The 23,982-nt window shown below is 41.6% G+C and carries 19 protein-coding genes; 12 read left to right on the top strand and 7 right to left on the bottom strand.

The genetic code is table 11. The features are described 5' to 3' along the window. The first annotated feature begins 4 nt into the window (after nucleotides 1-4). The 7 genes from B6N13_RS10895 (at nucleotide 5) to B6N13_RS10865 (ending at nucleotide 7,000) form a co-directional block, all read left to right on the top strand. Nucleotides 5-1,159: a cobalt-precorrin-5B (C(1))-methyltransferase gene (locus B6N13_RS10895; protein ID WP_169459370.1), complete on the top strand. Its 1,155-nt coding sequence runs from the start codon at nucleotides 5-7 to the stop codon at nucleotides 1,157-1,159. Further along, complete coding sequence (locus tag B6N13_RS10890; protein WP_169459369.1) at nucleotides 1,156-1,944, top strand: precorrin-6A/cobalt-precorrin-6A reductase; 789 nt, start codon at nucleotides 1,156-1,158, stop codon at nucleotides 1,942-1,944. Before B6N13_RS10895 ends, B6N13_RS10890 begins: the two co-directional genes overlap by 4 nt. Continuing rightward, nucleotides 1,941-2,606: a precorrin-8X methylmutase gene (locus tag B6N13_RS10885; protein WP_169459368.1), complete on the top strand. Its 666-nt coding sequence runs from the start codon at nucleotides 1,941-1,943 to the stop codon at nucleotides 2,604-2,606. The genes B6N13_RS10890 and B6N13_RS10885 overlap by 4 nt, the downstream gene beginning before the upstream one ends. A gap of 85 nt (nucleotides 2,607-2,691) precedes the next feature. Next, nucleotides 2,692-4,038, top strand: coding sequence for a precorrin-6y C5,15-methyltransferase (decarboxylating) subunit CbiE (cbiE, locus tag B6N13_RS10880; protein WP_248280299.1), 1,347 nt, complete (start codon nucleotides 2,692-2,694; stop codon nucleotides 4,036-4,038). After that, nucleotides 4,035-4,775 (top strand): precorrin-2 C(20)-methyltransferase, encoded by a 741-nt coding sequence (cobI, locus tag B6N13_RS10875; RefSeq protein ID WP_169459366.1) that lies wholly within the window; start codon nucleotides 4,035-4,037, stop codon nucleotides 4,773-4,775. The genes cbiE and cobI overlap by 4 nt, the downstream gene beginning before the upstream one ends. Next, nucleotides 4,772-5,572: a cobalamin biosynthesis protein gene (locus tag B6N13_RS10870; protein WP_169459365.1), complete on the top strand. Its 801-nt coding sequence runs from the start codon at nucleotides 4,772-4,774 to the stop codon at nucleotides 5,570-5,572. Before cobI ends, B6N13_RS10870 begins: the two co-directional genes overlap by 4 nt. A 222-nt stretch (nucleotides 5,573-5,794) precedes the next feature. Further along, entirely contained in the window at nucleotides 5,795-7,000 is a 1,206-nt protein-coding gene (locus B6N13_RS10865) for a hypothetical protein (RefSeq protein WP_169459364.1), read from the top strand. Nucleotides 7,001-7,020: 20 nt separating this feature from the next. Here B6N13_RS10865 and B6N13_RS10860 read toward each other — a convergent pair whose 3' ends face one another. Continuing rightward, a complete protein-coding gene (locus B6N13_RS10860) occupies nucleotides 7,021-7,566 on the bottom strand; it encodes a dihydrofolate reductase family protein (RefSeq protein WP_169459363.1) in 546 nt (181 codons plus the stop codon). 87 nt (nucleotides 7,567-7,653) lie between these two features. Here B6N13_RS10860 and B6N13_RS10855 point away from each other — a divergent pair, with 87 nt between their 5' ends. Beyond that, entirely contained in the window at nucleotides 7,654-8,226 is a 573-nt protein-coding gene (locus B6N13_RS10855; RefSeq protein ID WP_169459362.1) for a TetR/AcrR family transcriptional regulator, read from the top strand. A 203-nt stretch (nucleotides 8,227-8,429) separates the two neighbouring features. Here B6N13_RS10855 and B6N13_RS10850 read toward each other — a convergent pair whose 3' ends face one another. Further along, nucleotides 8,430-8,636, bottom strand: coding sequence for a dihydrofolate reductase family protein (locus tag B6N13_RS10850; RefSeq protein WP_083766353.1), 207 nt, complete (start codon nucleotides 8,634-8,636; stop codon nucleotides 8,430-8,432). Between the two features lie 295 nt (nucleotides 8,637-8,931). Between B6N13_RS10850 and B6N13_RS10845 the strand changes: the two genes are divergently transcribed. Both B6N13_RS10845 and B6N13_RS10840 read left to right on the top strand, forming a co-directional pair. Continuing rightward, nucleotides 8,932-10,014 carry a glycosyltransferase family 9 protein gene (locus B6N13_RS10845; protein WP_169459361.1) on the top strand — a complete coding sequence of 361 codons (1,083 nt, stop codon included), beginning with the start codon at nucleotides 8,932-8,934 and terminating at the stop codon, nucleotides 10,012-10,014. 336 nt (nucleotides 10,015-10,350) lie between these two features. Next, nucleotides 10,351-11,133: an IclR family transcriptional regulator gene (locus B6N13_RS10840; protein WP_169459360.1), complete on the top strand. Its 783-nt coding sequence runs from the start codon at nucleotides 10,351-10,353 to the stop codon at nucleotides 11,131-11,133. Between the two features lie 46 nt (nucleotides 11,134-11,179). Here the strand turns inward: B6N13_RS10840 and B6N13_RS10835 are convergent, their stop codons facing one another. The 3 genes from B6N13_RS10835 to B6N13_RS10825 are packed head-to-tail and all read right to left on the bottom strand — an operon-like array spanning nucleotide 11,180 to nucleotide 15,290. Further along, nucleotides 11,180-12,676 carry a CoA-acylating methylmalonate-semialdehyde dehydrogenase gene (locus tag B6N13_RS10835; RefSeq protein ID WP_012071023.1) on the bottom strand — a complete coding sequence of 499 codons (1,497 nt, stop codon included), beginning with the start codon at nucleotides 12,674-12,676 and terminating at the stop codon, nucleotides 11,180-11,182. A gap of 29 nt (nucleotides 12,677-12,705) precedes the next feature. Next, entirely contained in the window at nucleotides 12,706-13,866 is a 1,161-nt protein-coding gene (locus tag B6N13_RS10830) for an iron-containing alcohol dehydrogenase (protein WP_012071022.1), read from the bottom strand. A 35-nt stretch (nucleotides 13,867-13,901) separates the two neighbouring features. Next, nucleotides 13,902-15,290, bottom strand: a complete 1,389-nt coding sequence (locus B6N13_RS10825) for a GntP family permease (RefSeq protein ID WP_169459359.1) — start codon at nucleotides 15,288-15,290, stop codon at nucleotides 13,902-13,904. A 1,002-nt stretch (nucleotides 15,291-16,292) separates the two neighbouring features. On the opposite strand from B6N13_RS10825, the gene B6N13_RS10820 reads away from it, so the two are divergent. After that, entirely contained in the window at nucleotides 16,293-17,966 is a 1,674-nt protein-coding gene (locus tag B6N13_RS10820) for a methyl-accepting chemotaxis protein (protein ID WP_169459358.1), read from the top strand. A gap of 160 nt (nucleotides 17,967-18,126) precedes the next feature. Further along, the gene (locus B6N13_RS10815) at nucleotides 18,127-20,079 is read left to right on the top strand and encodes an alpha/beta hydrolase domain-containing protein (protein WP_169459357.1); all 1,953 of its coding nucleotides are present in this window, start codon (nucleotides 18,127-18,129) and stop codon (nucleotides 20,077-20,079) included. A 95-nt stretch (nucleotides 20,080-20,174) separates the two neighbouring features. Here B6N13_RS10815 and B6N13_RS10810 read toward each other — a convergent pair whose 3' ends face one another. After that, on the bottom strand, nucleotides 20,175-21,359 hold the full coding sequence (locus tag B6N13_RS10810; RefSeq protein ID WP_169459356.1) for a murein transglycosylase domain-containing protein: 1,185 nt from the start codon (nucleotides 21,357-21,359) through the stop codon (nucleotides 20,175-20,177). Nucleotides 21,360-21,572: 213 nt separating this feature from the next. Next, a complete protein-coding gene (locus tag B6N13_RS10805) occupies nucleotides 21,573-23,759 on the bottom strand; it encodes an OsmC domain/YcaO domain-containing protein (protein WP_169459355.1) in 2,187 nt (728 codons plus the stop codon). Nucleotides 23,760-23,982: the final 223 nt, after the last annotated feature.

Below are 23,982 nucleotides of genomic sequence, written 5' to 3'. Positions count from 1 at the left end.
AAGAATGTGGCCCGAAAGTGCTGAATCGCCCGCGCCACTGCGTACTGGTTTAACCACCGGAACCTGTGCGACGGCCTGTTGCGTAGCCGCAGCACAAGCACTTTTTGCTGACCAACAAGCAACCAGCGTCAGTGTCACCTTACCAAAAGGCAAGATGGTCGATTTACCTATTATCGAGTATCAAGCCATTGATGGTGGTATGAAAACATTAACCATCAAAGACGCCGGTGATGACCCTGATGCGACCCACGGCGCGACTTTATTTGTCGAGCTAAGATTGTCCCCAGAACAAGGCGTGCGCTTCCATGCCGCGCAAGGGGTGGGAATCGTGACTCGAACAGGGTTGCTGCTTGATGTGGGCGATCCCGCAATTAACCCTGTACCGCGGAAAATGATGACAGAGCATTTAGAGGGTTTTGCGCAAACTTATCATTACCAAGGGGGATTTGATGTCTCTGTTGGCGTAATTAATGGCGAGCAGATTGCACAAAAAACCATGAATCCACGTTTAGGAATTTTGGGCGGGCTCTCGATTCTCGGCACAACGGGCATTGTGCGTCCTTTTTCTTGTGCGGCTTACATTGCGTCTATCCATCAAGGAATCGATGTGGCTCGGGCGAATGGCTTGACCCACATTGCCGCTACCACAGGCAATGCCAGCGAAGACGCCATAAAGAGCCATTATCAATTGGATGATATGGCCTTGATCGAAATGGGCGACTTTGTTGGTGCTGTGTTGAAACACATTAAAAAAGTCGAGCAAGCCGATTCTGCCAAGCTAAACAGTTCGACACAATTACAGAAACTCAGTATTTGTGGCGGCTTTGGTAAGATCAGCAAGCTTGCTCAGCATCATATGGATTTGAACAGTCGAGCGTCTAGTATTGACCTTGGCGCTTTAGCAAAACTGGCGGCCAGCTTAGGAGCCGACAATGCTTTGCAGGAGCGCATGACAAAGGCCAACACCAGCGTGGAAGCCTTGTCGTTTGCCATCTCTGACGGTTTGCCACTGGCTGATGCCATTTGTCAGCAAGCTTTAGATTTTGCACGACAGTACATTCCCGCTCACATAGCGTTAGAAGTTTGGGCGATTGATCGCAAAGGGCAATTTGTTGGCAAAGCCTTGGATGCTGATAACTCAAAACGAGACGAGCCATGAAGATTCTATTATTGGGCGGTACCGCCGATGCTCGGCACCTGTCTGACGCGTTACACAAAGCGGGTTTGGCCGTCATCTACAGTTTGGCTGGCTTGGTTCGAGTGCCAAAAGTCGATTGTCAGTTAGTGGTCGGCGGCTTTACCCAATTTGGTGGACTCGCTCAATATTTAAAAGACAATAATATCGGCGCGATTTTGGATGTTACCCACCCTTATGCGCAAACCATGAGCAGCAAAGCGGTCATGGCCGCCAAAGAAGTCGGCATTCCTTGCTGGCGTTTTCATCGTCCTGCATGGCAACAAGAAGCGGGGGATCTGTGGCAAGATTACCAAGACGACGGCGATTTACTGGCTAAGCTTAATGGCTTCCGTGTGCCGCTATTAAGTGCTGGGCAGATGAGCGAAACGTTATTAGAAGGTATTTTACAATTGCCAAGCATTGAGCGTGTTGTATGGCGAACCGCAGTGGCGCCCAAGTTTGCACTCGCTGATAAGATCCATTGGATAAAAGCCATTGGGCCGTTTACTTTGGACGACGAGCGTCAATTGTTAGTGGATCACGGCATTGATGTGATCGTTAGTAAAAACAGCGGCGGCATGGCGACTTATTCAAAGCTTGTTGCCGCCAGAGAATTATCTGTTCCCGTTTTATTGCATGCTCGGCCATTGTTGCCAGCGGCCGAACGTGAATTTCATGATACAGAAGATTGTTTGCAAGCTTGTATAGCGGCTTGGGGCAAGAACTCTATCCATAGTAAGAATCAACCAAAAGACAGCCAACAGTGACTTTTTCGAACGACTCTCAATACGAAAGAAAATATGAAAACAACCCTCAAGCCATTGAGCAAGACAGCTTTCGGCAAATTCGCGAGTTAACCGATTTATCTGGCTTGAGCCAAGACCAGCAGCAAGTGGTTATGCGCGTGGTGCACAGTTTAGGCTTGCCAGATGTGGCTGAGCAAGTACGCTTCAGTGCCAATGCCACCCAAGCGGGTCGCGCAGCATTAGCCAACAATGGCGCGATTTTGTGCGATGTGGAAATGGTCAAGCAAGGGGTGACCAAGCGTATGATCACTCAGGAACCCTTGTGCTTTTTGAACGATCCTCGTACCGCAGAGTTGGCCAAAAGCAAGGGCGAAACCCGTTCTATGGCGGCGCTGAGTTTATGGCAAGAAGCTCTGGCTGGCAGCGTGGTATTAATTGGTAATGCGCCAACTGCTTTGTTTCGTTTATTGGAAATGATAGAACAAGGTGCCCCTAAACCCGCTTTGATTATTGGTATGCCGGTGGGCTTTGTCGGCGCGGCGGAATCGAAAGAGGCGCTGTGGGAAGCCCATGAGAAATTGGGTATTGAATGCATCACCTTGCTAGGGCGAATGGGGGGCAGCGCCGTGACATCGGCCAGCTGTAATGCTTTGTTGCGCTGTAATATTGGCGAGTATTATTAATGCGTTCTATGAGCCTTGGTATCCGTTTTTTTATTTTCGTTAATCCACCTAGCTTAATGTAATGGCATTGAATGGAAGTAGGTTTATGAAACACACACAAATGCCAATCCATGTTATCGGTTTAGGCGTTAAGCAAGTGGCTTATTTGGATGAAGCGGCGCAAGCGGTTTTGGCGAGCTTGTCGGCGCATGATGTTGTGTTAGGTGCTCCGCGTCAACATGACACCATCACACACTGTGCTCATCTGGCTCGTCGTGAAGATCTGCCCAAACTCAGCATGCTGAAAGAAGCCTTTGCCAATTGGCAATCCGAAGGGGCAAAGCAGGTGGTGGTGCTAGCTTCTGGCGATCCGCTGTATTACGGCATTGGCGCTTGGTTGATGCGTACTTTTTCGCTTGAAAACCTACGCTTTTATCCGAATGTTTCCAGTATCCAAGCGGCCTGTCATCGTCTTGGTTTGTCCTTGCAAGAAGTGCAAGCGGTGAGTTTGCACGGTCGTCCATTGGCTTCGTTACGTCGTTATTTGCAGTCGAATCAGACCTTGGTGTTGCTGACGGACCAATTCAGTCAACCCCAACACATTGCGCAAGAATGTGTGCAAGCAGGCCTTGATCAAAGTGAGATCACAGTGTGTGAGGCCTTGGGTTATGAACAAGAAAAAGTCCGTACTTTTAGTGCCAAGTCTTTATTAGATACAGAAATAGAGTGGGATCCGCTTAATGTGGTTGTGTTGAAAACCAGCCAGCAAGCCTCTTTTTATCCTAGCTCAGTGGGTATCCCGGATACGGCTTTTGTTACGGACAAGGGAGATGGCAAAGGCATGATTACCAAGCGAGAAGTGCGTTTGGCGATTTTGTCTTACATGGACATTCAGCAAGGTGACACGGTTTGGGATATTGGCGCTGGTTGTGGTGGTGTGAGTGTGGAAATGGCCTATTGGCATCCGCGCAGTCAGGTTATTGCCATTGAACATCACCCAGATCGTTTGGCCTGTTTAACTGCCAACCAAGAACGTTTTGGTGTCATGCAGAATTTATCCATTGTCGCAGGGCGAGCACCAGATGTGCTGGTGGATTTGTTTGCCGACAGCAAGAAACATAATGGTAGACCCAATAAAGTCTTCATTGGTGGCAGTGATGGTGAATTGATGGCGTTAATGTCGCAAATATGGAATTTATTGCCTGATACTGGCTGTCTGATGGTCAGTGCCGTGACGGAAGAAACCAAGTGTCAGGTCATGCAATTTGCCCAACAGCGTGACCAAGCACAAGACGCTGATGAGCAAAGCTTACAAGTGTTTATCACTAAAGGCGAGCGATTAGCGGGGCAGCGTTTATTTCGTCCTAGTCTGCCTGTGACGCTTTACCATTTTAGAAAATACACGGCCTCAACATCGGCCGCCCATACCAATCAAAAGGAAAACGCACAATGAACGCCTCGGAAACTTCACAAACAATAGGCCGATTCATTGGTGTTGGCGTTGGGCCAGGGGATCCAGAATTGATCACCTTAAAAGCCTTGCGTTTGATTCAGCGCGCCAGCGTGGTGAGTTATCTGGCTAATGGGGAGGGCGGCTCTCAAGCGAAAACCATCGCCAGTGAAGCGTTCGCCGGTGTGACCCATGCGCAAAATGAAATTGCCATTGTCATGCCAATGTCCACAGATCGTTCATTGGCAAGTGAAGCCTACGACAATGGCGCAAAAGCCATTGCCAATGAATTATCGCAAGGCAAAGACGTGATTTTCTTGTGCGAAGGCGATCCCTTGTTTTTTGGTTCTTTTGCTTATTTATTAGAGCGTTTAGAAGGCGATTTTCAGTGCCAAGTGGTGCCTGGGGTGTCGTCTATTAACGCGGCTTCTTCGGCTTTAAACCATCCATTAACCGTGCTGAAAGAATCCTTTGCTGTGGTGAGTGGTCGCCATAGCGCAGAGCAAATTGATACCGCATTAGAGCAACACGACAGTGTGGTTATCATGAAGGCTGGGCGTGCCCGTCCACGTATTCTCATGGCGTTACGTAAAACCAATCGTATGCAAGACGCGAAATACCTTGAATACATTGGCCGTGAAAATGAGCGCATCGTGCGGGATGTATCCACCTTGGAAGATAAAGCGGGGCCGTATTTTTCCTTGTTTGTGGTGACCAAAAGTGAGCGAGGCACTCGGTGATTCGTTTTATTGCATTAACCCCCGCTGGGGAGCGGCTGGCCAACAAACTTTTGTCTCAAGGGATGCAGAATTATTGGCCAGAGGCCGTGGTGGACTACAAACCAAAACCTTTTGCCGAGTTCGTACAGACGGCCTTTCAAAACGGCGATTGGTTGGTATTCATTTGTGCTACTGGGATCGTGATGCGAACTCTTGCTCCTGTGATTCAAAACAAATACCAAGATCCACCGGTTTTGGTATTGGATGAAGAAGGGAAATTTGTCATTCCTTTATTGTCTGGCCATGAAGGTGGTGCGAATGAATGGGGCGCGCAAGTGGCCAAATCTCTTGATGCGCAACTGGTTATGACCACAGCCAAACCTTACCTTAATCCAGTTTACACCTTGGGAATGGGCTGCGAACGCAACTGCCAGTTGGAATTCCTTGAAAGCCTAATGCTGTATGCCCTTAATCAAAAAGGCTTAACGCCAAGCGACATCCGCTCCTTAAACAGCATCGACATCAAAGCCGATGAGGTCAACCTTATCGCCCTCGCAAAAAAGTACGGCTGGGATTTCAATACCTACAGCGCCCATCAACTCGCCCCAATGGAACCACTGCTTAGCACCAAATCCGACTACATTTTTAACACCGTCGGTGTGTATGGCGTTGCAGAATCCGCCGCATTGCTGGCGTCTCAACAAGCAACCGGCGACGAACCAGAACTTATATTGAATAAAATCAAAAACACCAAAGCGACCTGTGCTTTGGCGAGAGGGTTTAAGTCTTCAGATTCAAGTAACTCTTCCGTATCTTAACCGTTCTGTGTGAAGTGCTAATAAAACAGTAAACTGATTATTTTTTTAGGAATTCCATAGGTGTTGAGATTTTTATCTGTAGGTTATCGCATTATGAGTAAGAATCCTGTTAAGTTGACAGTACCAATTAGTCGATTCACTCGTAATTTTGCGATGAAAGGCATTTTTAATAATCTAAATAAAGAGACACATTAGTTTTAATAAAAGGAACGGGCATTTTAGATGTTGAATTTTTATATTATTGCCATTGCGTTAGTGGTCACTCTCTTTTTGGCTTTTTCCCGTAAACTTGCGCATTCGGAGGGGTGGAAGGCAACCGTTACCCCATTAGCTTCTATTATGGGCAGTGGCTTTTTGGTGGTGGCCCCATTATTGGCAGAATCTGTGGGATATTTTGCTGTATTGTTTATGGGAGTATTGCTTATCTTAGCCTATGCAGTGGGCAGCGCGATTCGCTTTAACATTCGTCACTTTGAGCCTATCGAACATCAAAAAGGTTCTGCACAGGCTGTTTCCTTCGTCTCGCGTATTGTTTTAGCGGGTGCTTATTTTATTTCTGTTACCTATTACCTTCAGCTGCTGTCGGCGTTTTTGCTTAAAGCTTTTGGTTACGACAGCGACTTCGTGGCAAATATTATCACCACACTGATTTTAATCCTGATCTGTGGTGTAGGAATGTGGCGTGGCTTAGGGGAGTTAGAGAAAATTGAAACGTATGCGGTGAGCCTAAACCTTGGCATGATCGCTGGGTTGCTCTTCTCACTCGCGGTATACAACGTTCAACTTTTACAGTCTGGCCAATGGCATTTACCCTCTCTGGATTCCAGTATCGACCTACACGATTTACGCGTGCTGTTAGGGCTATTAATCGTGGTACAAGGTTTTGAAACTTCTCGTTACCTGCAAAGTCAGCATCCTGCAGAACTTCGTATCAAAACTATGCGTATCGCTCAGTGGATTTCTGCGGCAATTTATCTCGTTTTTTTAACCTTGATGACTGTCTTATTCCACAAAGGTATGGGCGCTGATGTTACTGCAATTACCAGTATGGTGGCACCCGTGGCAGTGCTCTTGCCTATCTTAATTTCTGTCGCCGCTATTGGTAGTCAATTCTCCGCCTCCGTTGCTGATACTTCCGGTGCGGGCGGATTGGTTGTCGACATCGCTCGCGAGAAAATTCCCGTTCGTTATGCTTATATGCTGATTTTGATCGTCACCATTTTTTTAACCTGGGCGACTGATGTGAATGGCATTATTGCCTATGCATCGCGGGCATTTGCTCTGTTCTATACGCTACAATCCGCTGTCGCGGCGATTGTGGCAATGCAGAGCAAATCAGTTGAAAACCACACTCAAAAAGCGACTTTCTATAGTGTGATTTCATTGCTTTGCTTAATGGTATTTTTATTCGGTGTGCCATCGGCCTAGTTAAAAGCTGTTGAGAGATTTTACGGGGAAGTTGATCTTTTACGTTGATAGGATGTTTGCAGTAGTTCATTTAGTACTACTTTATTGTCTGTCAGTGTGAATTTGAGAGGCTGTTTTAACATGCCAAATAGAGGCGTGCCGCCACCTAATAGGATAGGGAATTGAGTGATGATAATTTCGTCTATTAGGTCTTCCTTGAGAAAGCTTTGAATGGTTTTGCCACCATCAATGTATAGGTTATTTATTCCTTTTCTCTTTAGTTTTGCAACTATTCCCTTTAACTCTCCTTTGATTAGGAATATTTTGTCTTTAAAGGCTTTCGGTACTTCCGTCATCGTGCTACTTAAAACGAAAACAGGCTTATTGTAGGGCCAATCACCCTCAAAACTCATTACAGTCTCAAGGGTCTTACGACCCATTATTAGCCCATCTATACGTTCCATGATAGATAGAAAACCAGTATCGATATTGTCTGGATTGGATACAGAATCGAGCCAGTCGAGCTTGCCGTGCTGATCTGCGATGAAGCCATCTAAACTGCAGGCAATAAAGACAATGTTAGCCATGAAAAATATCCTATTTATTATTGTGTTGAGAAAGTATATTAATTTATTCTACAGTGTAGAATAAATTAAGTTTAGAGGAATTATTTAGTGTCTGTCAATGATAAGAAGCGTGGTCGACCTAGCAGGAAACAGCAGCTGTTAAATGCTGATAGCATTTTAGCGATGGCCAAAAAATTGATGAAAAGGAATGGTAAGGCGCCAAGTATTAGGTTATTAGCCAGTGAGTTAGCTGTGGATCCCATGGCGATATACCATTACTTCGCGAGCAAAAATGCTTTGCTTGAAGCGCTGACTACGTCATTGGTTAGCGAGATTTATCTTCCTCAAGAAAGCACTTCATGGCGAGAAGACTTGAAACAATTGTGTGTCAGTTATGTTGAGCTTTTGATGGAATATAATGGCTTGCTAGAAACTATATTGACCATGTCTTCTTATGGGCCTGCTCAAGTATTTAATGAGCGTTATTTTAAAATTATTGCACTTTTAAACTTGGACCATAAAACTCAGGAAGATGGGTTAGGTTTGCTGGTTGATTATTTACATGGCTTCGCTTTTGCAAAGAGCTGTTGTCATGATCGCCGTCTATTAAATGTCGATCGCATGGAAGGGGCTTTGTTGTTAGTTTTTCGTTCTCTAGAGAGTGCTAAGTCCAATTCCTAGTACAAAGTCGTTAAAGTGGTTTTTATGGCGATTTGAATATCTGTTTGCTAATCTGGTTTCTTGTATTTGCTGTCAATATTAATTTGGGGATAAGGATGTCATGATATATAAAAATAATTTCAAGAAGAAGAATGCTAATGGATCCGGAATGAAACGTCATGACTTTCTCGCGATGGCAGGTAGTGTAGCGGTATTGGGTTTTACTAGAAAGTTGTTCTTTTACGTTGATAGGATGTTTGTAGTAGTTCATTTAGTACTACTTTATTGTCTGTCAGTGTGAATTTGAGAGGCTGTTTTAACATGCCAAATAGAGGCGTGCCGCCACCTAATAGGATAGGGAATTGAGTGATGATAATTTCGTCTATTAGGTCTTCCTTGAGAAAGCTTTGAATGGTTTTGCCACCATCAATGTATAGGCTGTTTTTCCTTTTTTAGTTTTGGAGAGAGTTTTATTAAAATAGCTTGATTGTTGGTATTCATGAGTGTATTCGAAGCTTGTTTTTTGATATTTTAAAGTGATTTATTAGTTTTTTTATGGTTTGGTTGCAGCTTCATAGTTAAATTGCATTTAAAATCTGGTATTCTTCACTCTTTATTTTTTGAATCATTATTAGTTTTTGAAACTTTTGGTTTTATATGGATTAGAGCTGAATTTAGAAAAAACTTTAATAGTGTCTATAAGTTTTTATTTTTAGGTAAAGTAATATGTTTAATAAGTTGAAATTGGTAACTCGATATTTAAGGGATGAATCTAGAAGGTTAAAAATACTTTATTTTACAGTACTTTTTTCTAGAAAAAGAAAGAAAAATAGAAATAATATAGATTTATCTTCTGTTAAAAAAGTAGCATTGCTTCGCTATGATGGGAAGTTAGGTGATGCCATCATGATGTGTAGCCTTATTGATATAATAGAAAGAAATAGTCCTGATATTGAGCTGACATTGTTCTCGTCCAGCACTTTAGTTAATGAATGGGTTAAAAAAATAAGTGGAAAAATTAAGATAATAGAATGTGAGCATAAAAAAAAGTTATCACCAGACTTCTTTGGTAAGTTTTCCAATTATTTTGATGTGGCCGTTGAGTTAAAACATAGTCTTGATCTTAAAGATATAAAGATACTACACAGCCTTAATTCAAAAATTAATATTGGATATGCTAAGAACTCTATATTTGATATAGTAATTCCTGGAGAGTTTAAAAGTAGTAGAGATCGACAAATTAAAGCTGCTTCAATTATCTTGGGCAAGGATATAATCTTGACAAGAATTCCGCCTCCTAAAATAGATAAAGACTTTGATTTTATAGTATTCGAAAGAAAAACTATTGCTTTCAATTTATTTGGTGCAAATAAATATAGATCATTTACATTTGATTCTGCTGTGAAGCTAATTAATAACTGGTTGGCCGAATGGCCTGATGAAAAAATAATATTAATACCCGTTCCTGGGAAAATAGAATTTTTAGCTAAATTGGAATCGATATTTTCTAATAAAAATGTTTTTCTTCCAAAGCAGGACCCAAGCTTGGATCTTAGTCTTTTTATTCTTTCGAAATGTGACCTCTGCTTTACACCAGACACGTCCGTTGTTCATATGGCATCTGCATTAAATACGCCAACCTTAGCCATATATCATGATAATATTGCAAATTATGAAGGCTGGAAACCGTTGTCAGATAACAGTAGAACTGTATTTTATAAAGAGATGGCGAATGAAGTTGATAGGGGGTACGTATCTGACTTCGATTGGCATCAATTAGTGTTGACAAAAAATGATATGAAAATTTAACTTATTTAAATAGTATATTTTATAACGATTAAAAAGTTTTTAATATAATTTATGATTGTAAACTTTATTTCTCGCGGTAGTTTATGCTTATGGAATGATATTTGAAAGAATTATATTTCTTGATTTTTTGACTAGCAAAGGGTGCTATTTTTATATTAACTATTTTTAAATGAAATTAATGACGGTTTTTAAAATCTGCATCGCTATTTTAAAGGCTGGATGCCTACAAACAAGTTTATAATTATCAACGAGTTAGATTGAAAATCGAAAATTACTTTATCCTTATCTATTTAGATATTACACTGTAATTTATATTAATTATCTGGATTTTAGCTTATGAGTGATTCCGCTAAACGTAGCAAGGGCTCTTCAATTAATCGTGTTTTAGAAATTATTGAATTGGTATCTATTAGTGAACGACCGCTTTCGCCTGCAGATTTAGCATTTAGTTTAGATATCCCCAAGCCTAGTATCCACCGCTTATTGCAACAGTTGGAGGCTGATGGGTTCGTGCAAACAGATTGGCGCGGTATGATTATTCCTAGCACACGGTTGGCGAAAACTGCAGTAGGTGTATTAACTCGTAATTCATTAAAAAACTTGCGTTTATCTGTGTTGCAACGTCTCGCCGCAGAGGTTGGTGAAACGTGTGGAATTGCTATACCTCATAATTTAGAAATGATATACACCGACCGAGTACAAAGTAACTGGCCTTTGCAGATTTATTTACCTATTGGTGGAAATGTTCCGCTATGGTGCACTTCAGGCGGGAAACTGTACCTTAGCTCTCTACCTAAATCACAGCGTAAATATTTAATTAATAACATGCCTTTACAGGCTTTAACTAATAATACACTGGTTGATAAAGCCGAGTTGGAAGCCAGCTTAGAGAGTATTGCTGAAACTGGAGTCGGAGTAGATAATGAAGAGTTTATTGCTGGGATGGTTGCCTGCTCTGTACCAATTTTAAGTCCTGATGGACATTATTTTGCTAGTTTATTTACTCACGCACCGACTGTTCGTAAAACATTGGATGATTTGCAGGCATTTGTACCTCAACTTCAATCAGCAGCCGAAGAACTGAGTTTATTGTTAAAAGAGGCCACTTTAGGTTCTTAATAAGAAACTGCTTACATTGATAGGCAGTTTCTTATTAAGGTGTAGCTTAGCTTAGTGTTGGCATTGAGAATTGTACACCTTCTCGAACATTGGCACTTGGCCAGCGTTGAGTGATGGTTTTTCTGCGAGTATAAAAACGCACACCATCAGGACCATAAGCATATAAATCTCCAAATAATGAACGTTTCCAACCACCAAAGCTATGGTAAGCAACAGGCACTGGTAGAGGGACATTAACACCAACCATACCGACCATAATATTGTCAGTAAAGTAGCGTGCAGCCTCACCATCACGTGTATAAATACAGGTCCCGTTTCCGTACTCATGATCATTAATGAGCTGCATTGCTTGCTCCATTGTTTGTACGCGTACGACTTGTAACACTGGGCCAAAAATTTCTTCTTGGTAACTGGTCATATCTGCTGTAACTTGATCAATTAAAGTTGCTCCAACAAAAAAGCCGTTCTCGTAACCCTCTGGTTTTAAGTTGCGACCATCTACTACCACTTTAGCACCTTGTTGCTCTGCGCTATTAATATAACCGACTACTTTTTGTTGGTGTTGTAGAGTAATTACAGGGCCAAAATCATTATCTTTTTCTGAATACACTCCTACTTTTAAGCCTTTCATGGCAATTTCCATGCGCTCGATTAACTGATCGGCAACAGCATCCCCTACGGCTACAGCGACAGAAAGCGCCATGCAACGTTCACCAGATGAGCCAAAAGCGGCACCTAATAAAGAGTTAACTACGTTGTCTAAATCAGCATCAGGCATCACGATTGCGTGATTTTTAGCACCGCCAAGCGCTTGGCAACGTTTGCCATTAGCCGCTGCTGTTGAATATATATATTCAGCTATAGGGGTTGAGCCAACAAAACTTACAGCTTGAATTCGAGGGTCATGCAATAACGTGTCAACGGCTTCTTTATCACCATTAACAACGTTCATTACACCATCAGGTAGTCCTGCTTCTTTGAGTAGCTGAGCTATAAATAAAGTAGAGCTTGGATCTCGTTCAGACGGTTTTAAAATAAAACAGTTACCGCAAACAATTGCCATAGGATACATCCATAAAGGTACCATGGCTGGGAAGTTGAAGGGAGTAATGCCTGCAACTACTCCTAGTGGTTGAAATTCGCTCCAAGAATCAATGTCTGGACCTGCATTTTTACTAAATTCACCTTTTAAAAATTCAGGTGCTCCACAAGCATATTCGACATTTTCAATCCCACGCTGTAATTCACCCGCAGCGTCATGCGAAATTTTTCCGTGCTCCTCTCCTATCAAACGGCAAATGACATCAGCATTTTTTTCAAGTAATTCCTTGAAACGAAACATCACGCGGGCACGTTTAATAACTGGGGTGTTACGCCACGCAGGAAATGCTGCTTCGGCTGCTGCAATTGCTTGCTCGACTGTTTTTTTTCCTGCTAAAGCGACTTCTTTAGTTGACTGACCTGTAGCAGGATTAAATACAGGCTGGGTACGTGTATGGTCAGATACTGTTTGGCCGTTAATTAAATGTCCAATTAAATTCATTTTGCTTTCCTCTGAGTGAGTTATTAGGTTTAGGCCCACAATTGTTGATAAATAGTGATCATTTCTTCAGTGCTTGGAATACGTGGGTTATTACTTGGCGATCCCGATGCTAAAGCTTGTTCTGCCATGGTTCCGACTAGGCTATCAAAGCGTGCTTTGTCTGCACCAAATTCTGCGAGGGTAGGAACCTGTAATTCGCGATTGAAAGTTTCAAGAGCGTTTAGTAATTTTTGATTAGCTTGTTCTGTAGTATCTGTAGAAGTAGCGACACCAATGGCACGTGCGCAGTCGGCATAGCGTTCAGGTGCTGATGGAATAGAGAAAGCAGTTACACTTGGAAGTAGCATTGCGTTAGATAAACCATGAGGGACATGAAAGAATGCACCGATTGGACGGCTCATGCCATGTACTAAAGCAACAGAGGCGCTGGAAAAAGCTATTCCTGCTAAAGTAGATCCCAGCATCATTGCTTCTCGAGCTTCAATGTTATTACCGTTTATATAGGCTTCTTTTAAGTTTGGACCGATTAAACGCATTGCTGATAAAGCCTGACAATCACTGAATGGGCTGGCTTTTTGGCTGACGTACGCTTCAATTGCATGGGTTAATGCATCAATGCCCGTATCTGCAGTGATACGTGGTGGTAAACTTAAGGTTAAATTTACATCGACAATAGCTGCAAATGGCATAAAGCCTATTCCTACACAAAGCATTTTTTCATCATTTTTTTCATCAGTAATGATAGTGAAACGTGTTACTTCGCTACCGGTGCCGGCAGTTGTTGGAATCGCAATAATTGGAATGCCAGTTTCATTGACTTGGCGAGGAAATTTATAATCTCGAATATTGCCTCCATTTTTACCCAAAATCGCGATAGCTTTTGCACTGTCTATTGGACTTCCGCCACCTAATGCAACAATCACATCATAGCTGTTATCTATTACGCACTGAACGCCAGCTTCAATTGATGCGGCAGTAGGTTCCGGTTCTGTTCCATCAAATACATCTACTTCAAATCCGTCTACAGATAATAAGTCTTGTATTTTCTGAACATAGCCAAGTTGAACCATCATTCTGTCAGTGATTATCAGCGTTCTACTGCCACCTAATGACCGTACAATACTGGGTAGTTTATTAATGGCTCCAGCGCCAATTTCCATAATTCGAGGCAAAACTACTGCTATTGACATAAGTGTTTCCTTGTTTAAATAGATTCTATTATTGGTTAAAAAGATCCGAAAAATGTGCCTAGCGTAATCACTACAGCAAGTGCGCCTAATGGAATAATTACAGCAACCATGCCAATGTCGGGATACGATTCGCGATGACTTAAGCCACAAATAGCTAATAAACTAATTACGGCGCCGTTATGAGGTAATGCATCAAGTCCACCTGAGGCCATAGATGCAATTCGGTGCAAAAGCTCTGGTGAAATATTAAATTGCGCACCTAGGTTTAAATATGTTTCACCCATAGTGTTTAGAGCAATACTTAACCCGCCTGATGCAGATCCAGTAATGCCTGCTAATATGTTAACTACTACGGCTTCAGATATGAGTGGATTGCTGGGCGATAATCCGACCAGATAGTCCCTTACGATTACAAAGGCTCCTAATGAGGCAATTACCGACCCATATCCTACTTCAGATGCAGTATTGAAAATTGGGAGTAATGAGCCTAAAGCACCCTTGTTTATTGTGGATTTTAGGTTTTTCCAGCGAGACCAGTTAGTGATGATAAGAACTAGGCAGGCGGTTACCAGCGCACAAATAATTGCCCAAGTGCCTAGAACCGAGTTTAGTGTAGTTGATCCATATTTAGGCTCGGCTAAATAGCTTGAGTCGACTAGGGGCAGTAAATATTTTGATAAGACAAAATTTGTTGTGATAACTAAGATAATTGGTAGTAAAGAGATACCGATACCGGGGTCATTTGAGGTGTCAACTTCGATGATTTCATCCTGATGATTACCGTAGCCCTCGCCCCCAGCTGTTGCGCTTTTGACTCGATAGCTGAGCCACCATATACCACCTACTAGCATAATTAAGCCGCCGATAATGCCTAGAAGTGGTGCTGCAAAAGCGTCAGTACCAAAAAAAAGCATTGGGATTGCATTTTGAATTGCAGGTGTTCCAGGTAGGGCTGTCATGGTAAATGTCAGTGCACCTAAAGCAATGGCTCCGGGAATAAAGCGCTTAGGTAGACTTGCTTCGCGAAATAAAGCTGCAGCAATAGGATAGACTGCAAACCCTACGACAAATAACGAAACACCACCGTAGGTCAATATACCGCATGCTAAAACAATCGCTAGCATAGAGTGTTGGGTACCTAATTTATTGACTAGGTACCGCGCAATGCTTCGTGCCGCTCCTGAGTCATCCATGAGCTTTCCAAACACTGCTCCAAGAAGAAATAGAGGGAAGTACTTAATGACATAGCCACCTAAGCCTTGCATAAATATTTGAGTGTAAGTTCCTAGAAGTACAGCACCTTCACCACTAAATATGATCGCGACACATGCCAAAAGGGGCGCCAAAATCAATACTGTTATGCCTCGATAGGCTAAATACATAAGCAAGCCAAGTGAGAGAATAATTCCGAATAATCCAGCCATGATGCATACCTTACGTTTATTTTGTTTTTATAATGATATGATTTGTATCATTATTGATATTTTTTCCTTTGGCAAATAGTTTTTTTTAATAAATTTAAAAAATGGAAGGAAAAAAACGTAATTTTTTATAAAATATTTATAAATAACAATGAGTTACATGAAAAAAATAATCAGCACTTGTGGGAATGAGTCGTATTTATTTAAGGTCAGCTAGAGACGATATCTATGAGTAAATGATCGAAATCTTACTTAGAAATTGCAGCAAATATAGGTTGAGATAGATCAATTACAAATAAAGAGTGGAGAGTTATTAGTTTGATATTCATTGTTGGAAATAACACTATTTCACGCGAACAGTGGTGTTGCTTCAAAGATGTGCATTCTGGAATTTTATATAAATAACAATTAGTTAGATAAAAAATGGGAGGGGCGTGCTGCTTGGTGATCAATAATTTCGCCAAAAACAACCAAACACGAGAGCCATGATAGCGACGACTATTCTGAACAAAATGCTTTTTCTATCTATCCCGAACATATTATCCAATGTCGAAATAATCGTTAGTTTACTTTTGCAGTCTACGAAGACTTTAAGGTGTACGATTACTGGTTTCGTGAGTATGCGCAGAAATATCAAATATCAGTATATGCATGAGATTTAACGAATATGTGCATTTCCCATATCTCAAGTAGCTCAACGGACACTGCAATAGTTATGTAGTCGCTGAGCCAAAAGTGGAGGTTTCTTTTTACTTTACTCCCCAGTATCCAATCATTAAGTGCTATCCATTCTTCTCTTTATAATGCCCAAGCATTGGTTATCTGCATTGATACAGCGAAAAATTAGGCTACTTGTCGCTACTTAAGTTGAGCAAGATTGTCCTCTATGTGTCATAAAAAATTATCCATTTTGCGATTACATTGTGTTACATTTCTTAACATTACTTACACTTTAATCGAGTTTTGTAAAGAAACAATTTTGATTTTTTAGAAAAGGGATATCGGATGTTACGTTCTTTGAAGTTTCAAATTTACGCATTGACACTCTTGCCATTGCTGATAGCTGGTATTTTATCGGCTGTTGGCTTGTTATCGGCAATTAACTTAGTGCAAACCAATACGACTAAGACTATTTCGACTTCTGTTCTGGAAGTAGAAAAGAAAGGTCTGATTTCGGTAATGAATAGCGTTGAGACAATTATTCAACCTTATGCCAAGCTGCCTAATAAGGAAGGCTACGCTGAGGGCATGAAAATTTTGAACTCAATTCGGTTTAATGATGGGCAAGGCTATATTTTCACTATTACATCAGATGGAACTATGCTTCAACATGGTATTAAAGCTGCTAATGTTGGGAAAAACTTTATAGATACGACTGATGCTAAGGGAGTGCATTATTTTAAAGAGTTAGTTAAATCAGCAAAAAATCAGTCACACTTTGTAAAATACTATCACCTCATGCCTGGTGATAAAGATCCTTCTGAAAAGTTTGCCTACGCAATATATATACCAGAGTGGGATGCTGTTATTAGTTCGGGTATTTATTTGGATGAAACCAAAAAAATTGTGGATTCTATTGCGACTGAAATAAATCAATCTAAGAATTCTGTGCTAATTAAAAATATCTTAATTACCGTGGGAGTCACTTTATTTATTATTGTCATTGTATATTTTGCGGTTGCTGCTCTTTATCGCGCATTGGAAACATTGCGTAACTCTGTTGCAGACCTTGCTAATGGTAACGGTGATTTAACATCAGTATTGCCATATAGTTTTATCGATTTGATTGATGAAATTTCGCAAAACTTTAATCGTTTTCTGGCTTCTTTAAATGGTGATATTAAACATTTAAAGGAAACCATTACCGAACTTAATCACATTACTAAGGCGTCTTCTGATCAGCAATTAATGCTGGTTCAGTCAGTGAATACCCAAAAAGAAGGTGCGTTACAGGTTGCAGCAGCAGCAGATGAAATGTCTTCTACGGCAAGTGATATTGCAAATAATGCTGAGACGACTCGTCTTTCCGCTGAATCTGTTAATACCCAAACAAAAGATGTTCTTCATCATGTAGAAATGTCAAATGAGCAGTTGGAGAACCTTAACGCATTACTGACTGATGTTGAGAAGTCTGTGACAGAGTTAGGGGGAAATGTTGATAGTATTCATTCGGCATTAGGGGTTATTCAAAGTATATCTGAGCAAACGAATTTATTAGCCCTGAATGCAGCAATTGAAGCAGCAAGGGCTGGTGAGCAAGGTCGTGGCTTTGCTGTGGTCGCTGATGAAGTGAGAACACTCGCTAAGCGTAGTCAAGATAGTACGGTAGAGATTAGTGGTATTTTGGAAAAATTGCAGGCGAGTGCGGCTAAAACTATAAGCGATATGGAACGTTCTGTAGACCAGCGAAATAAAGTGCTTGAAGCAACTTCAAATATTCGTTCGTTAATTAGTAGCAGTACAGAATCCATTGAAAATCTGACTTTCTTGAACATCCAAGTAGCTACGGCAGCAACGCAACAGTCGGCTGTTGCCGATGATATTGCGAAAAATATTAATGAAATAGTTGTGCTTGCTGACAGTGTAAGTCATAGCGCAGAAGAGTCATCTCGACAAATAGCAGGTTTGCAGGTGCAATCTGATTTGATCGATAAAATTACACGTAAGTTCAAGGTGTAGTTTTATTAATTAACTATTTTGGAATGTTTTATAAATAGCCGATTTTAAAGCTTGATGAAATGTTTTTTTTATGCTTTTTAATTGGTCTATTTTTTCTATTTAAAGCTCTCTTCTATTTTTTATGTCGATGATTCTATTGAAATAGAAGGGATAGTTCGGGATGAAATTAATGTCTTTTAGTAGGAAATGGTTAGGCTTACTATTTAAGCTTATTCTTGTTGTTTCCCCTTTAACGGTTCAGGCGAAAGTGGTTAATTTTACCGTGACTAATAAAATTAGCCCGGTTTTTGGTGGTGAGTCATTTGATCAAGTCGGAAAATATGAGCGAATCGATGGCTTTGTAGAATTAGCAGTCGATCCAAACTCAGATCGAGGAAGGAAGATTATTGACCTTGACCAAGCGCAAGTTGGTAAAGATGGGTTGGTGTATTTTTCAAGTAAGGTTTCTGTTCTCCGTCCTATAGATCAAGAAAAAGGTAACGGTACTATATTGTATGAAGTTCTGAATCGTGGCCGCAATTTATCAATGGGCCTTCTTAATTTGTCTACTGGCGTGGATTTACCAGAAACACTCGAGGATGCAGGAGATGGCTTTTTGATGAAGAAAGGTTATACCCTTGTATGGAGTGGTTGGCAAACCGATTTACCGAGTAATAAGTTAGGGTTGAACCTTGATGTCATTTCGTCAATCACTGGATTGTCACGAGAAGAATATGTCTTTGATAAAGAAGGCAAAACGTCTGTGGCGAATTTATCTTATCCTGCCGCTGATCTGGATGTTTCTAAAGCAAGTCTGACGGTACGTCAACGGGCAGAAGATCCAAGATCTACAGCTCCTGGCTTGTCTTTTAAATATCTATCGCCGACACAGATTGAGATTACCCGTCCAGCTGGGCTTGATAATGGCGCTATTTATGAATTTATTTATACAGCAAAAGAGCCTGTTCCTGCTGGATTAGCCTTTATATCTACGGCTGATGTAGTGAGTTTTTTGCGTGGTGCAAAAGGTCATGATGTTGCTTCACCTTTAGTCAATATTCATAACACCATTGCGCTTGGTATTTCTCAGTCTGGTCGATACTTACGTGATTTTATTTATCAAGGATTTAATGATGATGGAACGGGGGCGAAGGTATTTGATGGTGTGATGGCTCATATCGCTGGTTCACGTAAGAGTTATACTAACTATCGCTTTGCTAAAGCGGGTCGTTTTTCTCGTCAACATGAAGATCACGATGTACAAGGCGATCAATTTCCATTTGGTTATACGTTAGTCACTGACCCGTTAACAGGTCAAACAGACAGCATTCTTGAGCAATGCCTGCTAAATGCTACCTGCCCAAAAATTATGCAAACCGATACGTCTACTGAATTTTGGCAGGCAAGATCGGCTTTGGTGTCGACCGCTCCGGATGGCTCAAAAATGCAGGAAGCTGAGAATGTTCGACTGTACTTTTTAACAGGGGCGCCTCATTTTAGTGGTTGGAATGCTTTTAGTAAAAATAATAAGATGTGTCAATTTCCCACCAATCCAATTAGTACATCTCCTGTTATGCGAGCATTGACCTTGGCTATGCAACAATGGACGACAGAAGGTTTGACTCCCCCGGATAGTCGGTATCCAAGCATCGAAGATGGCAGTCTAGTGGCGTTGTCTGATCTGCGCTTGCCAGCCACAGGAAATCACGCCTATTTACCTAATTACAATGTGCTTAAAGTCCGTAATTATAGTGAGCTTCTTTCTATCGCTGGGCAGGCATATCCCGTATTAGTTCCACAGCTTGATGCTGATGGCATTGAATTAGGTGGTGTTAAAATGCCTCGTGTAGCAGCTCCGTTAGGAACCTATTGGGGATGGAATTTACGTGATGAGCAGTATGCTAAAGGTGACCTTTGTGGATTGTTAGGTTCTTTTATCCCATTTGCAAGCAGTAAAGGAGTAATAGAAGGCGATTCTCGCTTGTCCATTGTTGAGCGTTATGGCAATGAACAAGGATATGTTAATGAAGTAGAATCACAAGCTAAGGCTCTGATCGCTGATGGTTTTATGTTACCAAGTGATATGGATATTGTGATAAAACGAGCAAAAGAAGATTTCGTATATCTTAACTAAATCTATCTCGTGTCAGGCCGCTGCTTGGCCTGACACTGTATTTCGTTATATTGCTAATCTCTGCCATAACCTACTTTTTATCGAACATAGTAGAGTTATTCATATTTCTTCTTAGCTTTGGTGACTTTCTCTAGATAATTTCGAGACTCAGTTCGAGGGTGATCGTATCTCAGTTTCTTATACACATTGCTGGTGGAAGTTTGGTTTATCTTGTTCATCGCACGTGTTCTGTCATTATCAAATGTTTTTAATACATTGCCGGTACCGCCGTTGTAAGCAGAAATCATTGAGTATTCTTGGCTGACTTTGTTGCTGACTTTTACGAGATAGCGGGTTTGTAAAATATGTAAGTAAGCACTGCCGATATCGATGTTATTTTCTGGGGAGAAAAGCACTTCTTTGCTTGGCTCGCCAGATTTTTTCTTCACTAGGTTATAAACGTCTCGACCTGCGGTGGCTGGTACCACTTGCATCAAACCATAAGCATTCGCTGGGCTGACGGCGTAAGGGTTAAAAGAGCTTTCGGTTTCAATAATGCCGTAGATCAGGGCTGGAGATAAGTTGTAGCGTTTAGCAGCGGCGATTACGTATTGGCTGTATTTTTCTTGGCGTAGGTGTTCGTGTTGAGCAACTAGGTTGAATTCAACAGCATAGACTGTTTTGCCGTTTGAGCTGGATTTTTTTAGTTTGTTTGATACAAGATAATTTGAATAGCGCTCTGCACGCCAGCGGTATTGCACTAGCTTGCCATCATGGTCCATAACTTGAGGATACAAAAAGGGTACGCCTTCGGTATCTGGTGCGTCGCTAGAGAAAATATCGGTTTTGGTTGGATCGGCAGTTGTGAGTAGTGTGGTTGTTACGGCTTGTTTCAATGTATCAAGAGGAGAATTCGTGGTTAGTGTTTCTACACGCACTGTGCCTTTATCAAAATCCACAATGGTTCTTGCTTGGTAGTCGTTGGTGTATTTTACGTACTTTTTCTTCTCGGGCAGTTCGCTATTACCTTTCCCCCATTTTTTATTAACTTTTTGGTCAAGCTCTGCATATAGTGCTTTAATCGCTTTAATATCTGCTCTTACTAAGTCTCTAGTGACTTTTGCTTGTTTGGCGATGGCTTTTACATCATCAAGATCATCCGCTTCTTTTATCTGTTTTGATAACTGCTTTACCGAATCTGCTGAGTCGAAAGATAACGGAATGGATTCGCAACCACTTAATGTTAGTAATACAAGACCAATTGAAACAACGGCTGATTGGCGAACGATATTATGAAACATTCAGTTATTACTCATATAAATAAACGATATTGAAGAACGACAGTCTTGCCGTTAAAGCACTTTAGCCTAAAAAGCTAGAGTCAAAATTATATCAGAATCGTCTATCTGGGGGGAAAACTAGTAAATACTAGATTTATTATATGATAAGAATAAAAAAGCGAACCCGAGGGTTCGCTTTTAAAGTTCTACGCTAAATCTATTGGATTAACTAGATTATTTAGCTGCGTTGGCTTTACGTGCTTGATGCAGTTTTTTGTAGCTTTCAATGAGGCGTAAATGCGGTTCGATGCCTTCAAGCTGCATACTGGTTTTAGTGAGGCCATAAAAACGTACATCGCCTGAGACAGAACCGACAACGTTTTCAATAACGTCTTTGCCAAACATACGGCTGAAGTTATGGATAAAGTCGTCAAGCTCTAACTCTTCGTCTAGGGTCACTTCCAGTACACAGTTCATGGCTTGATAGAACAAACCGCGTTTAGCTGTGTTGTCGTTGAACTGTAGGAATTCACCGACTAGTTCTAACGCCTCTTCGTGAGCACCAAGGGCCAAATAGATTAGGATTTTCAGTTCCATGATGGTCAGCTGACCCCAGACGGTATTTTCATCAAATACGATACCAATTAACGTTGGTATGTCTGTGTAGTTATCGAGCTGGCTGTCTTCTAAACGATTTACCAGGTTGGTCAGTTGCTTATTGCTTAAAGAATGTAGGTTCAAGATATCTTCACGATAATCCAGCGCCTTGTTGGTGTTGTCCCACACCAAGTCTTCCACTGGATACACTTCGGAATAATCTGGTACCAAAATACGACAAGCTGATGCGCCTAAATCTGTCAGCTCGGCCACATACACTTCTTTACCTAGTTCTTCTAAAATACCAAACATGGCGTTGGCTTCTTCTTCATTGGAGCCTGAAAAGTCCCACTCGCAGAAGTCGTAGTCGTTTTTATCGCTGAAGAAGCGCCAAGAAATGACACCGGTTGAGTCAATAAAGTGTTCAACAAAGTTTTCTGGCTCTGTGACAGCCATGCTATTAAACGTAGGTTTTGGTACATCGTTCAAGCCTTCGAAGCTACGGCCTTGCATCAGCTCGGTTAAACTGCGTTCCAGTGCGACTTCAAAGCTTGGGTGGGCGCCAAAAGAAGCAAATACACCGCCGGTTTTCGGATTCATTAATGTGACGTTCATTACTGGGAATTGACCGCCAAGAGAGGCGTCTTTTACTACGATAGGAAAACCTTGTTCTTCCAATGCCTTGATGCCAGTAAGGATGCTTGGGTATTTTTCCAAGACTTCCATTGGTACATCTGGCAAGACAATTTCGTTTTCGATGATTTGGCGTTTAACGGCGCGCTCTAGAATTTCCGATAAGCACTGCACTTGCGCTTCTTGCTGGTTATTGCCCGCGCTCATGCCGTTGCTTAAGAACAAGTTTTCGATCAGGTTCGATGGAAAGTAAACCGTTTCACCATCGGATTTGCGTGTATAAGGAATCGTACAAATGCCGCGCGCTTTATTGCCTGAGTTGGTATCAATCAAGTGCGAGCCAAACAACTCACCGTCTGGGTTATAAATCTCTAGGCAGTAATCATCTAAGATGCCTTCTGGAAGGGAATCATCCTGGGTTAACGCAAACCATTTTTCATTTGGGTAATGGACAAATTCGCTGTTGGCGATTTCAGTACCAAAGAATTGGTCGTTGTAAAAAAAGTTGTTGTTCAAGCGCTCGATAAACTCACCAAGAGCGGAACACAGTGCGCTTTCTTTTGATGCACCTTTGCCGTTGGTGAAACACATAGGTGACGCCGCGTCACGAATATGCAAAGACCAAACGTTAGGCACTATGTTGCGCCATGAGGAAATCTCAATCTTCATGCCAAGATCAGCTAGCATGGCCGTCATGTTGGCAATGGTTTGCTCTAGTGGTAAGTCTTTACCAAGAATTACGGTGCTCGTCGCACCATCAGGTTGGCCCATCAACATGGCGTTAGCGTCTGCGTCTAGGTTTTCAACAGTTTCAATTTTGAATTCTGGGCCAGTTTGTACCACTTTCTTTACGGTGCAACGATCAATAGAACGCAAGATGCCTTCACGATCTTTGTCCGAAATGTCGTCTGGTAATTCGACTTGAATTTGGAAAATCTGGTTGTAGCGATCTTCTGGATCGACAATGTTGTTCTGCGACAAACGGATGTTGTCCGTTGAGATATCACGAGCCTTGCAGTAGACCTTCACAAAATACGCCGCACATAAAGCAGAAGACGCTAGAAAGTAATCAAATGGACTTGGTGCAGAGCCATCGCCTTTGTAGCGGATCGGTTGATCGGTGATAACGGTAAAATCGTCAAACTTGGCTTCAAGTCTTAGATTGTCGAGAAAATTAACTTTGATTTCCATTGAATAGGGTTTCCACTTTAGATGCGAGTTGCTCTACCAAAACCTTTCATCGGCTGGGGTGAGTCATTAGCGGGAATTATCGGTGATAGAGGGGGGCAGAGTAAAATCAAATCGGTTTTTTAAAGGACTAAATCTCAAAAGATAGAGAATTTGTTATGCATTGTTGACTTTGTCGCAGACTCTTTTCTTGTTCCGATAGGGGGAGACGGGTAAATTGAGTCTC

This window comes from Marinomonas sp. UCMA 3892, from assembly GCF_012726345.1.
Classification (GTDB): Bacteria; Pseudomonadota; Gammaproteobacteria; order Pseudomonadales; family Marinomonadaceae; genus Marinomonas.
Note: the sequence above shows the minus strand (reverse complement) of the source record. Positions and strands in the feature narration are given on the sequence as shown.